The sequence below is a fragment of the Kitasatospora sp. NBC_00240 genome (genome assembly GCF_026342405.1).
GTDB lineage: Bacteria > Actinomycetota > Actinomycetes > Streptomycetales > Streptomycetaceae > Kitasatospora.
Map to the genome: position 1 here is coordinate 2,390,786 of NZ_JAPEMU010000001.1, position 14,155 is coordinate 2,404,940.

General features: G+C 75.5%; 12 protein-coding genes. 4 read left to right on the forward strand and 8 right to left on the reverse strand.

The genetic code is table 11. The features are described from left to right. Nucleotides 1-45 precede the first annotated feature (45 nt). A complete protein-coding gene (locus tag OG689_RS10030; protein ID WP_266319505.1) occupies nt 46-1,425 on the forward strand; it encodes a cation:dicarboxylase symporter family transporter in 1,380 nt (459 codons plus the stop codon). 151 nt (nt 1,426-1,576) lie between these two features. Here the strand turns inward: OG689_RS10030 and OG689_RS10035 are convergent, their stop codons facing one another. The 8 genes from OG689_RS10035 to OG689_RS10070 all read right to left on the reverse strand — a co-directional run bounded on the left by OG689_RS10035 (nt 1,577) and on the right by OG689_RS10070 (nt 10,673). Then, complete coding sequence (locus OG689_RS10035) at nt 1,577-2,533, reverse strand: hypothetical protein (protein WP_266319506.1); 957 nt, start codon at nt 2,531-2,533, stop codon at nt 1,577-1,579. 93 nt (nt 2,534-2,626) lie between these two features. Beyond that, nucleotides 2,627-3,250, reverse strand: coding sequence for an ATP/GTP-binding protein (locus OG689_RS10040; RefSeq protein ID WP_266319507.1), 624 nt, complete (start codon nt 3,248-3,250; stop codon nt 2,627-2,629). Beyond that, nucleotides 3,231-3,575: a DUF742 domain-containing protein gene (locus tag OG689_RS10045; protein WP_266326999.1), complete on the reverse strand. Its 345-nt coding sequence runs from the start codon at nt 3,573-3,575 to the stop codon at nt 3,231-3,233. The genes OG689_RS10040 and OG689_RS10045 overlap by 20 nt, the downstream gene beginning before the upstream one ends. Before the next feature lie 122 nt (nt 3,576-3,697). Continuing rightward, nucleotides 3,698-4,108 (reverse strand): roadblock/LC7 domain-containing protein, encoded by a 411-nt coding sequence (locus OG689_RS10050; protein WP_073922677.1) that lies wholly within the window; start codon nt 4,106-4,108, stop codon nt 3,698-3,700. Next, nucleotides 4,105-6,855, reverse strand: a complete 2,751-nt coding sequence (locus OG689_RS10055) for a nitrate- and nitrite sensing domain-containing protein (RefSeq protein WP_266319508.1) — start codon at nt 6,853-6,855, stop codon at nt 4,105-4,107. Before OG689_RS10055 ends, OG689_RS10050 begins: the two co-directional genes overlap by 4 nt. 84 nt (nt 6,856-6,939) lie before the next feature. Further along, nucleotides 6,940-7,743 (reverse strand): MHYT domain-containing protein, encoded by an 804-nt coding sequence (locus tag OG689_RS10060; protein WP_266319509.1) that lies wholly within the window; start codon nt 7,741-7,743, stop codon nt 6,940-6,942. A 552-nt stretch (nt 7,744-8,295) separates the two neighbouring features. After that, nucleotides 8,296-9,249, reverse strand: a complete 954-nt coding sequence (locus tag OG689_RS10065; RefSeq protein ID WP_266319510.1) for an ABC transporter substrate-binding protein — start codon at nt 9,247-9,249, stop codon at nt 8,296-8,298. 356 nt (nt 9,250-9,605) lie between these two features. Next, nucleotides 9,606-10,673 carry an RNA ligase (ATP) gene (locus OG689_RS10070; protein WP_266319512.1) on the reverse strand — a complete coding sequence of 356 codons (1,068 nt, stop codon included), beginning with the start codon at nt 10,671-10,673 and terminating at the stop codon, nt 9,606-9,608. 427 nt (nt 10,674-11,100) lie between these two features. Here OG689_RS10070 and modA point away from each other — a divergent pair, with 427 nt between their 5' ends. The 3 genes from modA to OG689_RS10085 all read left to right on the forward strand — a co-directional run bounded on the left by modA (nt 11,101) and on the right by OG689_RS10085 (nt 14,130). Beyond that, nucleotides 11,101-11,931, forward strand: a complete 831-nt coding sequence (gene modA, locus OG689_RS10075) for a molybdate ABC transporter substrate-binding protein (RefSeq protein WP_266319513.1) — start codon at nt 11,101-11,103, stop codon at nt 11,929-11,931. Further along, the gene (locus OG689_RS10080; protein WP_266319514.1) at nt 11,928-12,788 is read left to right on the forward strand and encodes an ABC transporter permease; all 861 of its coding nucleotides are present in this window, start codon (nt 11,928-11,930) and stop codon (nt 12,786-12,788) included. The genes modA and OG689_RS10080 overlap by 4 nt, the downstream gene beginning before the upstream one ends. Nucleotides 12,789-12,945: 157 nt before the next feature. Beyond that, complete coding sequence (locus tag OG689_RS10085) at nt 12,946-14,130, forward strand: ABC transporter ATP-binding protein (RefSeq protein ID WP_266319515.1); 1,185 nt, start codon at nt 12,946-12,948, stop codon at nt 14,128-14,130. Nucleotides 14,131-14,155: the final 25 nt, after the last annotated feature.

The following is a 14,155-nucleotide window of genomic DNA, read 5'->3' on the forward strand; positions in this document are numbered from 1 at the left end:
CCCACCACCCGGGGCCGCCAGGACAGCAGGGCGAAGGAGCCGCAGATGACGATCGCCGGGGCAGGAAACGGGAGACGACGGGACCGCACGCACCACCTCTACCTCGCGGTGATCGCGGCGGTGGTCGCGGGCATCGCGGTCGGGCTGCTGGCGCCCGGCTTCGCGGTGGAGCTGAAGCCGGTCGGGACGGGCTTCGTCAACCTCATCAAGATGATGATCAGCCCGGTGATCTTCTGCACCATCGTGCTGGGCGTCGGCTCGGTCACCAAGGCCGCCCAGGTCGGCCGGGTCGGCGGCCTCGCCCTCGGCTACTTCCTCACCATGTCGACCGTCGCCCTGGGCATCGGCCTGGTGGTGGGCAACCTCCTGGAGCCCGGCTCCGGCCTGCACCTCACCCAGGCCCTCACCAAGGCCGCGCACGCCCAGGCCGCCGCCGGCGAGGCCCAGAACACCACCGACTTCCTGCTCGGCATCATCCCGACCACCATGCTGTCCGCCCTCACCGAGGGCAAGGTGCTGCAGACCCTGCTGGTCGCGCTGCTGGCCGGCTTCGCCCTGCAGGCGATGGGCGCCGCCGGCGCGCCGGTGCTGCGCGGCGTCGAGCACGTCCAGCGGCTGGTCTTCCGGGTGATGTCGATGATCATGTGGGCGGCCCCGATCGGCGCCTTCGGCGCGATGGCGGCGGTGGTCGGCGCCACCGGCACGGCCGCACTGAAGAGCCTCGCCGTCATCATGATCGGCTTCTACCTGACCTGCGCGCTCTTCGTCGTGGTCGTCCTCGGCCTGCTGCTGCGCCTGGTCGCCGGGGTGAACGTGTTCGCCCTGCTGCGCTACCTCGGGCGCGAGTTCCTGCTGATCCTCTCCACTTCCTCCTCGGAGAGCGCGCTGCCGCGACTGATCGCCAAGATGGAGCACCTCGGGGTCAGCCGCCCGGTCGTCGGCATCACCGTGCCGACCGGCTACAGCTTCAACCTGGACGGCACCGCGATCTACCTGACGATGGCCTCGATCTTCATCTCGGAGGCGATGGACAAGCCGATGTCGATCGGCCAGCAGCTCTCGCTGCTGCTCTTCATGGTGATCGCCAGCAAGGGCGCGGCCGGCGTCACCGGCGCGGGCCTGGCCACCCTGGCCGGCGGCCTGCAGTCGCACAAGCCGGAGCTGGTGGACGGCGTCGGGCTGATCGTCGGCATCGACCGCTTCATGTCCGAGGCCCGGGCGCTGACCAACTTCGCCGGGAACGCCGTCGCCACCGTGCTGATCGGCCACTGGACCAAGGAGATCGACCACGACCGGGCCCGGGAGGTGCTGGCCGGCCGGCTGCCCTTCGACGAGCAGACGCTGGTCGACAGCCACGCCGCCGACCCCCAGGCCCAGGTGCCCGTCCAGGGCAGCGCCCCCGGCCAGGAGAAGCTCACGGCCTGACCCGCCCCCGCGCTCCCCGATCCGGCCGCCGGCTCCCACCCCCGGGCGGCGGCCGGGCCGGGGTCCGCGGCCGCCGCCCGGCAGGCTGAACCGGGCGGCGGCCGCTCGTCACCCCCGGCGCCGACTCCACGTCGACCGCCCGGGGGCCGCCTCACTCCACGTCGTCGCCGCTGACCGCCCAGCTCAGGCCGGTCGCCGGGTCCTCCAGGGCGACGTGCAGGTAGCGCAGCTCGTCCGCCGGATCGCACCAGGTGAAGCAGCGCAGCCGGGCCACCAGGGCGTTCACCTCGGCCCGGTCGGGCCCGGCGGCGCCGGTCATCGCGACCAGTGCCCGCCAGACCACCAGCCGGCCGCGGGCCACCCCGTGCGCCCGGACCCCGGCCCCGGCCTGGACGAGCACCGGGTACGCGGCGGCGAACGGCACATATCCGCCGGTCACCCGGCGGGCCGGGGCGTACTGGGCGGCCGCGTCCGGCGCCGCGCCGCGCACGCAGGCCACCTGGGCCCAGTCGGCGAGCGCGGCGAACTCCCTGGTCGCCCGCTGGCCGGCGATCCGCTCGCGCCGGGCGGGCAGGTCGACCGGGCCGAGCCCCTCCCGGGTGGCGGGCAGCGCCAGCAGGGAGCTGCGCGAGCCGCCGGCCCGCAGGTAGTCGCGGACCCGGCCGCTGTCGCCCCAGCCGGCCACCTCCCAGGGCTCCAGCACCAGCGGCACGCCGTCCGGGTCGGGCTCCGCGCCGTACGAGAGGTCCTCACCGACCAGCACCCTGGTGTGCGCGACCAGCCGCCGCACCGGCGCCGGCCCGAGCAGCGGGGCCAGCCGCAGCCAGGAGTGCCGGGTGGCCAGCACCTCCCAGAGCGGCCCGGAGTCGTGGTCCCCGACCCCGGCCGCGGTGCCCGGCCCGCCGTCCTCGTCGAACAGCCGGACGGCCACCTCGGGCGGCGCGCCGTGCGCGATCAGGTGGCCCAGCGGCGCGGTCTCGGCGGCCGCGCCGGCCTCGCCCGCCCGGGCCGAGGCAGCGGCCCTGACCTGCCGGTAGATGCCGAGCAGCTCCGGCCAGCGGCCCGCCTCGGCCAGCGCGTTCAGGCTGCGGTCCAGGTACGTGATCACCTTTCGCAGGGTACGTGGCGGCGGACCCCATCAGCTGACACGACGTCAGACCGGTGCGTCGCCGCCCGCCCGGGCCCCGGCCCGGTGCCCGGCTCAGGCCCCCGGGGCGACGTCCGCCAGCAGCCTGGCCGCGTGCACCTTGCCGGCGTGCTCGACCAGGTCGATCAGGACCCGCTTGCCGGAGCTGCGGGTCCGCGCGTCGCAGATCACCACCGGGGTGTCCGGGTCCAGGTCGAGGGCCCGGGAGACCTCCTCGGGGGTGTGCTCCCGGGTGCCGGCGAAGCGGTTGACCGCCACCACGAACGGGATGCCGCGGTGCTCGAAGAAGTCCACCGCCGGGAAGCAGTCGGTCAGCCGCCGGGTGTCGGCCAGCACGACCGCGCCGAGCGCGCCCTGCGCCAGCTCGTCCCAGAGGAACCAGAACCGGTCCTGCCCGGGCGTGCCGAAGAGGTAGACGGACAGGCCCTCGCGGATGGTGATCCGACCGAAGTCCATCGCCACCGTGGTGGTGGACTTCTGCTCCACCCCGCCGGTGTCGTCGACGCCCCGCCCGGCCTCGGTGAGCCGCTCCTCGGTGCGCAGCGGGCGGATCTCGCTGACCGAGCCGACCAGGGTGGTCTTGCCGACCCCGAAGCCGCCGGCCACCAGGATCTTCAGGGCCAGCACCGGGGAGTCGGGGTGGCCGGGGCCGGCCGGTTCACAGCGCACGGAGTCCATTGACGACCTCCTGGAGGATGTGCTCGTCGGGGAGCAGGGCGGGCGGGACGGGCCGGCTGACCCGGATCAGCTCGGCGTCCAGCAGGTCGCCGAGCAGCACCCGGACGACACCGAGCGGCAGGTCGAGATCGGCGGCGATCTCGGCCACGGAGAGGGCGTTGCCCCGGCAGAGGTCCAGGATCAGGCCCTGTTCGGGGCCGGCCGGGAGCTCCCGGCCGTCGGGGCCGCCGTCGGCCCCGAGGTCGCTGACGACCAGCGCGATCAGGTCGAACTCGCGGCCGCCCGGCCTGGTGCGGCCCTTGGTCATCGCGTACGGGCGGACCATCGGCCCGGCGGCGTCGTCGTACCAGCGGAGGTGCTGCGCCCCGGGCGGGCCCGCGGGGTCGGCGCCGGCGGGCGGGCTCCCGGGGCCCGGTTCGTGGCGGCGGTGCGGGTACGGCACCGGGCTCACTCCCGGACCGCGCCGCGCGGCGACGCGTACAGGTGCTCGCCGACCCGGCGGACCAGCCGGGCCATCTCGTACGCCACCAGACCGAGGTCGGCCTCGGCGCCGGAGAAGACGGCCAGGCAGCTGCTCTCACCGGCGACCGCCACGAACAGGAAGCCGTGCTCCAGCTCGACCATGGTCTGCCGGACCTCGCCGGCCTCGAAGTGGCGGCCGGCGCCCTTGGCCAGGCTGTGCAGGCCGGAGGCCACGGCGGCGAGATGCTCGCCGTCCTCCCGGCCCAGCCCGGCCGAGGTGCCCATCGCCAGGCCGTCGCCGGACAGCATCACGGCGTACCTGACCTGCGGGACCCGCGAGACCAGCTCGTCGAGCAGCCAGTTCAGGCCGCCCGCCTGGTGGGTGGTGCCGATCATCGGATCTCTCCTCGGGGTGACGGACGGTCGGGGGTGGCGGGGCGCTCCGGCCCGCGACCGCGGGCCCAGCCCTGCTGGAGGGCGGACATCGCGGCCCGCGCCTCCTCCGGGTTGCGGCCGGAGCTCCCGGCGGCGCCGGCCCGGCCCGCGGCGGCCCGGCGCGGCCGGGCGGGGGCCTCGCGCAGCTGGGGGGCGAGGCTGGCCTGCCGGACCCGGCGGGGCAACTCGTCCCCGTCCTCGGGCTCGGGGCCCGAGGACGGGGTTGGGGCGGGCGGGCGGACGGCCCCGTCGGCGGGCGGCCGGGCGGCCGGCGGAGAGCCTGGCGGTACGGCGGGCGCGGGCCGTCGGCGGTCGGGCTGCGCGGGCCCGGCCCGGTGGAGGGCGGCGGGGGCGGCCGGTCCCGCCGCGGCGGGCGCGGCGGGCGGCGGGACCTCCGCGCGGGCGCCGTCGGCCCGGAACGGGCTCGGGCGCAGCATGCCCGGGTCGTCGCCCAGGGCGCCGAAGGGCCGCAGCGGCGCCGGTCGGCCCGGCCGCGCCCCGCCGGGGGTACGGCCGCCGGGGGCATGGCCGCCGGCCGGCTCGGGGGCGTGCCCGGGGGCGGGATCGCGGCGCCGGGTGCGGTCATGGGCGGGGTGCCCACCGGTCGCGGGGCGGTGGGCCGGGAGGCCGTCCTCGGCCCGCTCCTCCAGCAGGGCGGTCGGCAGCAGCACCACGGCGGTGGTGCCGCCGTAGGCGGACGGGCGGAGCGAGACCCGGACGTTCTGGCGCCTGGCCAGCCGGCTGACCACGAAGAGCCCGAGCCGGTCGCTGTCGAAGAGGTCGGACTGCTCGGCGGCGGCGATCCGCCGATTGGCGTCCGCCAGCGCCTCGGCGCCCATCCCCAGGCCGCGGTCCTCGATCTCCAGCGCGTAGCCGTTGCCGACCCGCTCGCCCCGGACGTGCACCTTGGTGTGCGGCGGGGAGAAGCCGGTGGCGTTCTCGACGAGTTCGGCGACCAGGTGGGTGAGGTCCGCGACGGCCGGGCCGGCGAGGGCCGCGAACGGCAGCCGGTGCACCTCGACCCGGGCGTACTCCTCCACCTCGGCGACGGCCGCCCGGACGACGTCCAGCAGCGGTACGGGCCGGCGCCAGGCGCGGCCGGGGACGGCGCCGGAGAGGATGATCAGGCCCTCGGCGTGCCGGCGCATCCGGGTGGTGAGGTGGTCGAGGCGGAACAGGTCGTCGAGTTCGGCCGGGTCGTCGGTGCGGCGCTCCATCGCGTCCAGCAGGGTCAGCTGGCGGTGCACCAGCACCTGGCTGCGGCGGGCCAGGTTCACGAAGACGCCGGAGACGCCGGAGAGCACCTCGGCCCGTTCGACGGCGGCGGTGACGGCGGCGCGCCGGACGCTGCCCAGCGCGCCGTGCACCTGCCCGATCTCGTCGCTGCCGTGCGGCGGCAGCGGTGCCTCCGTCGCGATGTCGATCTCCTCGCCGGCCCGCAGCCGTCGCATGGTGGCGGGCAGCCCGCGCCCGGCCAGCTCCAGGGCCGAGTTGCGCAGCCCGACCAGCTCGGTGACCAGGCCGCGCCCGATCTGCACGGAGATCAGCAGCGAGGCGATCACCGCGACCAGCCCGAGCAGCACCGCGAGACCGGACGAGCCGAACAGGCCGAAGGCGTACGGGTCGAGGCGCTCACCGGCCGCGCGGTCCGCGTCGCCGTCGACCGTCCGCAGGGCGCGGGCGACGCCGTCGGCGGCCACCGACCAGCGGTCCGGGTCGACGGCGGCGACGGCGGCGCGGCCGTCGGGCGCGCCGCGGACCTTCTCCTCGTACCCGGTGAGGTCCTTGGAGTCGGGCCCGGCGAGGACGGCGAGCAGGGCGGCCCGGTCGGCGGGGCGCAGGTCGGCGACCGGACCGCGCTCGAACTGGCGCCGGGCGAAGACCGCTCCGGAGAACTCGCGCAGCTGGTCCTCCGGCAGCGTGCCGGCGCTCTGGCCGGCCCGCAGCAGGGCGTCCTCGCGGGCGAGCAGTTCGCGCGAGCGGGCGAGGTCGAGCAGCACCCGGGCGTCGGAGGCGTCCGCGCCGTCCTGCTGCAGCCGGGACACCGCGCCGGCCACCTCGAAGGCCTGGTCGACGGCGGAGCCGTACGCGGCGTACGCCTCGGTCCAGCCCACGGTGCGGGCCAGCACCCTGGTCCGCAGGTCGGGCAGGCCCGCGACCGAGGCGCCGAGCGCGTCCAGCCGGGTGGCGGCCTCGGTGCCCAGTCCCAGGGCGTCGGCCCGGTTGTACGCGGGGCCGAAGGTGAGGCGGGCGGCGGCCGCGTCGGTGCCGGCGGCGGCCTCGCGCAGGACGCTCTCCCGGGTGGCGCCCGGGGCCGCCAGCAGCCGGCCGGCCGCCGCCCGCTCGGCCTGCAGGCCGGCGACGGCCTCCGAGAGCGGGGTGAGCAGGCCGGTCCTGACCTCCAGGAGCCTGGTCCGGTCCCAGACGCTCTGTGCGGTGGTCACGCTGGCGAAGGACCAGAGGGCCAGCACCGAGATCACCGGGACCATCAGCAGGGCGAGGATCCGGGCGCGGACGGTACGGGGCCGCAGCCGGGCGAGGCCGGTGCGCCGCGGGCCGGGGTGACCGTCCTCGGGGAGGAACTCCTCGGCGGGCGGGCCGGCGTGGGCGCCGCGTCGGGTACCGGCGGCAGGCGGCCGGGCGGGGCCGCGCGCGGCGCCCGGCGCGGGTGCCGAGGCGCTGCGGGACGATCCGCGGCGTACTCGCATGGGGCGGGACCTTTCCTGGGGGCGGGCGGTACCGGGGGGAGCGGACGAACGGAGGAAACGGTGGTGGACGGTGCGGCGGCGGGGTCAGACGGCGGTGTGGCCGGCCGGCTCCCCCGGGTGGAACTCCTCGATCGTCAGCTCGGTGGCCTCCGCGTAGGCGGCGCGCTCCTGGACGGTCGGGGAGAGCGCGACGAAGGCGGAGGTGAGGAAGAGGAAGGAGCCGAGACCGACGGCCAGCGGGAAGACGAACTCCATCGGCGCGGCTCCGCCGAGGGCGGTGCGGGCGGGCTCCATGTGGACGTGCACGGCGGCCATGCCGGTGTAGTGCATGCAGGTCACCGCGATTCCCATCACCAGCGAGGCGCCGCCGGCCGCGACCACGTTGCGGATGGTGACGGCGGCCCAGAGGGCGACGGTGGCGGCGCCGACCGCGATCAGCACCGAGAGGCCGACCGTGCCCGGGTCGTAGGCGATGCCGCCGTGGATGCGGACGGCCGCCATCCCGAGGTAGTGCATCGCGGCGACCCCGAGGCCGGTGGTGAGGCCGCCGAGCAGCAACGAGCGGCCCCGGTGGCGGCCGTGGCCGACCACGAACACCCCGAGACCGGTGACCAGCACGGCGACGACCAGGCTCAGGAAGGTCAGCGGCACGTTGTAGCGCAGCTCGCTGCCGTCCACGGTGAATCCGAACATCGCGACGAAGTGCATGGTCCAGATGCCGGAGCCGATCGCGGCGGCCGCGGTGAGCAGCCAGTTGCGGCGGGAGGCGCCGGTGGCGGAGAGCGCCCTCAGGGTGCAGCGCAGGCCGAGCGCGGCGCCGACGCAGGCCATCAGGTAGGAGAGCGTGGGGGTCAGCCAGCCGAAACTGAAGTGGTGCATGGTGCCCATGGGACCTCCGGTAGACCGGTCGGGCCCGGGGGCGAGCACTGCGCTCCCGGGCTCCCCTCGACCGTGCGGTCTGCGGCGGATCGCCTGACGACGTGTCGTCACATGTCAGTTCGACATATGCCGTCCGCACGTGCGCTTTCGGTCTCGGGTCCGAGGGACGCTACCGAGCGGCCGGAAATGGTCCGGTGAAGATGTGAAAAGCTGCCCGATTCGCGTGGGCCATGTGCTCGAATGGTTTCCTCCTGTGCGAGCAGCGGGCCGGCCCCGGCGGGCGGCACCGCGCCGCGCCCCGGACGGCCCGGGCCGACGAAACGCCCGCACCCCTCCCGAACAGGCCGGACAGCCCGGACAGACCGGCACCCAGGTGCCGGGCACCCGCCGACCGGCCCCGACAAGGCATCGCGACCAGGCAGCACCGGCGAAGCGGCACGAAGGCCCTGCCCCCGGAGTTCCGCGCAGCGGCCGCCCCGGGCCCCCGAGGTCCGGGCCCGGGGCATGGGGACGTCGAAGGGCCGCCGGCGCCGGGATCACCCGCCCCGGCGGCCCCCGGGGTCAGAGCCCGCCGTTGACGATCGCGCTGGAGACCGCGCCCGGCCCGATGTTCCACTTGGTCAGGACCTTGTCGTAGGTCCCGTTGCGGAGCAACTGGTCCAGCGTCCTGGCCAGCACGTCCCGCAGCCGCGTGTTCTCCTTGCCCAGCGTGATCCCGTACGGGCCGGACTGCACGAAGTGCCCGCTGGTCAGCTGGAACCTGCCGCCGCGCTCGGGAGCCGTGGTGTTGTACACCGCCACCGGGTAGTCGTTCAGGCCCGCCACCGCCGTGCCGTTGCCGACCTCGGTGAGCGCCTGGTCGTCGTTGGTCAGCGAGTGGAGCTGCAGCGGCTTGGCCAGCTTGGCGCAGGCCACCGTCTGCCGCCCCATGATCGCGTCCTGGAGGGTGCCGCGCTGCACCGCGACGGTGTGACCGCAGAGGCTGTCCAGCGTGTTGACACCGGCCGGGTTGCCCGCCTTCACCACGATCGAGGTGCCGCTCATGAAGTAGTCGACGAAGTCGACCCCGGGGTCGACCTGCCGACCTTCGTCGTCGGTGCCGGTCTGCCGCTGGCGGGTGTCGATGACCGCCGACATGGCCAGGTCGACCTGCTTCGTCTGGACCGCCGGGGTGAGCTGGTCGAAGGGCATGTCGACGAACTCGGCCCGCAGGCCGAGGTAGCCCGCGAGGGCGTCGGCGAGATCCGGGTCGAGACCTGCCGGACGGCCGTCCGGGGTCTTGAAGTCGACCGGCACGTAGTTCAGGTACGAGCCGATCCTCAGGACGCCGGCCGCCCTGATCGACGCCGGGAGCTTGCCGCGGAGGTCCGCACCGGAGCCTTCGGCCGGGACGGGGTCGCTGCCGCAACCGGAGAGCAACAGGCCGCCGACGCCCAGGGCGGCCAGCGCCCGGGAGGGCGCGAGGAGGGGTCTCGAAGGTGCGGGAGGGCACGCGGAGATGAGGGTACGGGACATGGTGGTGCTTCGCTCCTGAGGGAAGGAGAGGGGAGGAGCGCCAACCGGGAAGGCTGCTGGGGTGTGCGCAGCGCGGGTCTCGTCCGGTGCCCATCCGGCCGCCACGGGGTGGGTGGGCGGCCGGTCGGTCGAGTCCCGCCGTCGGGGGCGGAAGACGATCCTCGCATCCCCGGCCGCGGCCCCCACCCCCCAGGGGGCATCCCCGCCGGCGTTCCCGCACCCTCCGGGCCCACCGGAGCAAGCCCGGCCGCCTTAAGTTTTCCCTGAGCGGGCCATAATTCGGGCCCGCGCACCGGCCCAGCGCACGCCGACCGGCCCGCGCCCCCGTGGGCGCGGGCCGGTCCGCCGCGGCTCGCTCACTCGTACTCGGTGCCGCCCTTGCGGGTCAGGTAGGCGCCGCTGACCACCTTGGCGATCGCCCGGCTGCCCAGCAGCGGGCTCCAGCGCTCGGTGACCGGGCGGACCACCACGCCCTCGCGCAGGTGCAGCTCACGTCCGGAGACCGTCTCGCGGCCCTCGGCCAGCTCCAGCACGGTTGCCGCGTCGTACGGGCCGCGCCACAGTTCGGGTACCAGCGGGAGCTCCCCGGCCAGCAGTTCGGAGGCGTTCAGCCAGCGCAGCTGCCCGTCCACCAGCGCCGAGACGTCGAAGGCCGCGTAGCCGGGCAGCTCGGCCCGGCCGGACTCGCCGTAGGTCAGGTCCTGCACGCCCGCGCCGAAGACCTCGCCGAAGACGCCGACCCGCTCGGCCCCGAGCCGCTCCGCGATCCGGGCCGCGACCGCCGGGACGCCGTGCGCCCGGACCGCCCGCCAGTAGAGGTTCCGCTCGTCCTCCTTGAGCGCCAGCCCCTGTGCGCCGATCCCCTTCGAGGAGACCTGCACCTGCCCCGTGGCGGCGTGGTACGTGACCAGACAGCAGCTGCCGTGCAGCTTCTCGGTCAGCACGACCGGCTCGCCCGGCTCGAAGACGTCCGGGAACCGCTTGAGGTTCTCGATGTCGACCCAGGGCAGCAGATCGGGCGCGTGCTCGACCTCACCGCTCATCGAGGTCGGGATCGGCGGCACCCACTTGACGATGCCCAGGGCCTCGGCGAAGTCCTCGCCCCGCTCGGCGGCGGCCGCCAGGTCGGCCCCGGCCAGCGCGGCGGGCCGGCAGACGATGCCCTGGGAGAGCTCGCCGCGCAGGCGTACCGCGCGCACCCGGTCGGCCCGCGAGCCGGCCAGCCGGCCGGTCAGCCCCAGCTCCTCGATCAACTCGGCGGGAAGGACGGCCTGCTCGGGTATGTAGAGGGCCAACTCGCCGGTGCGGTAGGCGCCCTTGGCGACGACCGCCCGGTACAGGCCGACCTGCGCCAGCTCCAGGGCGTCGGCGTTCGGGTGCTCGAGGATGGTGAGCCGCTCAGCGGTCACCTTCAGTGTGGACATGGTGGGACCTCCCCCTGGGTCGGACGGTCGGGGCGCCGGACGGGACGGCCGGGCGCCGGCACCGGCCGGGCACGCCGAGCGCCGGACCTCGACGACCGGGCCTGTTGATCGAACGCGACCACTCTCCCCGGTCGGCGCCGCGAGGGCGACGGGTTTTCCCCGCCCCCGGGTTACGGGCGGGTTTGAGGCTTCGCACAGCCGGGCAGCAACCCTGCTGGCCGCCCACCTGTGCGATGGAACAGAGGACGGGACCCTCGCATTTGCGGCAGTATGATCGCCGTATGGACCGCACCTGCGGCAGGCATGATGTCCGCCGCCAGCTGGTCCCGGAGGGCCGCCCTCTTCCGTCCCACCGCCGCGACGGACCGGTCCGCCCACAGAACTCGCAGCCCGCGCCCCTCCCGGCGCGCCAGGAGGGGAACACCTCATGACCACCAGCACCCGCAGACTCGCCGTCGCTGCCGCAGCGGCCCTCGCTCTCAGCCTCGGGGTCACCGCCTGCGGCAGCGACGGCGGAAAGACCGGCGCCGACGCCGCCACCACCCCGGCCGGCTCCGCCCCCGCCGCCGCGGCCCCCAAGCTCTCCGGCGAGGTCAACGTCTTCGCGGCCGCCTCCCTCACCGGCACCTTCACCGAGCTGGGCAAGAAGTTCGAGGCGAACTACCCGGGCGTCAAGGTCAAGTTCAACTTCGGCGGCAGCTCCGCGCTGGCCCAGAGCATCAACTCCGGTGCCCCCGCCGACGTGTTCGCCGCCGCCAGCACCAGCACCATGAAGACCGTCAGCGACGCGGGCGGCGTCAACGGCGCCGCCGCCAACTTCGTCCGCAACACGCTGACCATCGCCGTGCCCAAGGGCAACCCCAAGCACGTCGCCACGCTCAAGGACCTCACCACCCCCGGTGTGAAGGTCGCGCTCTGCGCGAAGGAGGTCCCCTGCGGCTCCGCGGCCGTGACCGCCCTCAAGGCGGCCGGCGTCGACCTCACCCCGGTCACCCTGGAGCAGGACGTCAAGGGCGCGCTCACCAAGGTCGAGCTGGGCGAGGTCGACGCCTCGCTGGTCTACAGGACCGATGTGAAGGCCGACGCCGCGAAGATCGACGGCGTGGACTTCCCCGAGGCCGAGAAGGCCGTCAACGACTACCCGATCGCCGCGCTCGCCAAGGCGCCGAACAAGGACGGCGCCGCCGCCTTCGTCGCCTACATCCAGTCGGCCGAGGCCAAGCAGGTGCTGACCGCGGCGGGCTTCCAGGCCCCGTGAGCACCCGCACCACCTCGCAGTCGGTCCCCGTCGGCGCGGACGGCCCCTCCCCGGGCCGCCCGCGCCGGCGGCGCGCCGCCCCGCGACTGCCCGTCACCCTGCTGCTGCCCGCCCTGCTCGGCCTCGCCTTCCTGGTGCTGCCGCTGGTCGGACTGCTGGTACGGGCGCCGTGGAGCGCGCTGCCCCAGCAGCTCACCAGCCCCGAGGTGTGGGAGGCGCTGCGGCTCTCGCTGTTCTGCGCGACGGCGGCCACCGGGGTGTCGTTGGTGCTCGGCGTCCCGCTCGCCTGGCTGCTCGCCCGCACCGAGTTCCCGGGCCGCCGGCTGGTCCGGGCGCTGGTGACGCTGCCGCTGGTGCTGCCGCCGGTGGTCGGCGGCGTGGCGCTGCTGCTGGTGCTCGGCCGCCGGGGCATCGTCGGCCGCTGGCTGGACTCCGCCTTCGGCATCACCCTGCCGTTCCACACCTCCGGGGTGGTGCTCGCCGAGGCCTTCGTCGCGATGCCGTTCCTGGTGATCAGCGTCGAGGGCGCGCTGCGCGCCGCCGACCCGCGCTACGAGGAGGCCGCCGCCACCCTGGGCGCCTCCCGGCTGACGGCCTTCCGCCGGGTCACCCTGCCGCTGATCGCGCCCGGCATCGGCGCGGGCGCCGTGCTGGCCTGGGCCCGGGCGCTCGGCGAGTTCGGCGCGACGATCACCTTCGCGGGCAACTTCCCCGGCAAGACCCAGACCATGCCGCTCGCGGTGTACCTGGCGATGGAACGCGATCCGGAGGCCGCGATCGCGCTGAGCCTGGTGCTGCTGCTGGTCTCGGTCGCGGTGCTGGTCGGCCTGCGGGACCGCTGGATGTCCACCCCATGACGTGCCGTCGGACGGAGCCGGGGGCGACGGTACGGAGGGGAGACCGGCCGCCCGGGCGCCGTCCGGCGCGCACCCACGCCCCGGTGGAGACTCCCACTCCCGCTCCCGAACCGGCACCCGCCCCGGCCCTCCCCCGCAGCCCCTGGACGCCCACGCCATGAAATCCCGCGCCGAGCACGCCCCCGACCAGCCCGAGGCCCAGGGCCCCGCCGATGCCGAAGGCCCCACCGGCCCCACCGGCCCCACCGGAACGGACGGAACGGCCGGAACGGCCGACAGCACCGCCGAAGCCGCCCTGGACGCACGGCTGCTGGTCGAGCGGGCCGGATTCCGGCTCGACCTGACGCTCACCGCAGCCCCCGGCGAGGTGATAGCCCTGCTCGGCCCCAACGGCGCCGGCAAATCCACCGCACTGCGCGCACTGGCCGGCCTGCTGCCGCTGACCGGCGGCCGGCTCCGCCTGGACGGCCGGACCCTGGAGGACCCGGGGCAGCACCTGCACACCCCGGCGGAGGACCGCCCGGTCGGCGTGGTCTTCCAGGACTACCTGCTCTTCCCGCACCTGAGCGCCCTCGACAACGTCGCCTTCGGACCGCGCTGCCAGGGCCGCCCGAAGAAGGCGGCCCGCGCCGAGGCGGCCGGCTGGCTGGAGCGGATGGGGCTGGCCGACCACGCGGGCGCCAAGCCGGGCAGTCTCTCCGGCGGCCAGGCCCAGCGGGTGGCACTGGCCCGGGCCCTCGCCGTCCGTCCGCGGCTGCTGCTGCTGGACGAGCCGCTGGCCGCCCTGGACGCCCGGACCAGGCTCGACGTCCGCTCGCAACTGCGACGCCACCTGGCCGAGTTCGAGGCGGTCGCGGTGCTGGTGACGCACGACCCGCTGGACGCGATGGTGCTGGCCGACCGGCTGGTGGTGATCGAGGACGGCCGCCAGGTGCAGGCCGGTACACCCACCGAGATCGCCCGCCACCCCCGCACCGACTACATCGCCCGGCTGGTCGGCCTCAACCTCTACCAGGGCACCGCCGACGGCCGCCGGGTCACCCTCGCGGACGGTCCGGTGCTCGCCACCACCGAGGAACTCACCGGCCCGGCCTTCGTGGCCTTCCCGCCGTCCGCCGTCACCCTGCACCTGGCCCGGCCGGAGTCGAGTGCCCGCAACGTCTGGCAGCTGCGCGTAGCCGGTCTCGACCTGCACGGCGACCAGGTCCGGGTCGACCTCACCGGCGAACTCCCGCTGGCCGCCGACCTCACCCCGGCGGCCGCCGCCGAACTGGACCTCGCCCCGGGCAGCGCGGTCTGGGCCTCGGTCAAGGCGGCCCAGACCCACGCCTACCCTGCCTGAGCCGACGGCCTTCGGCGCCCCGGCC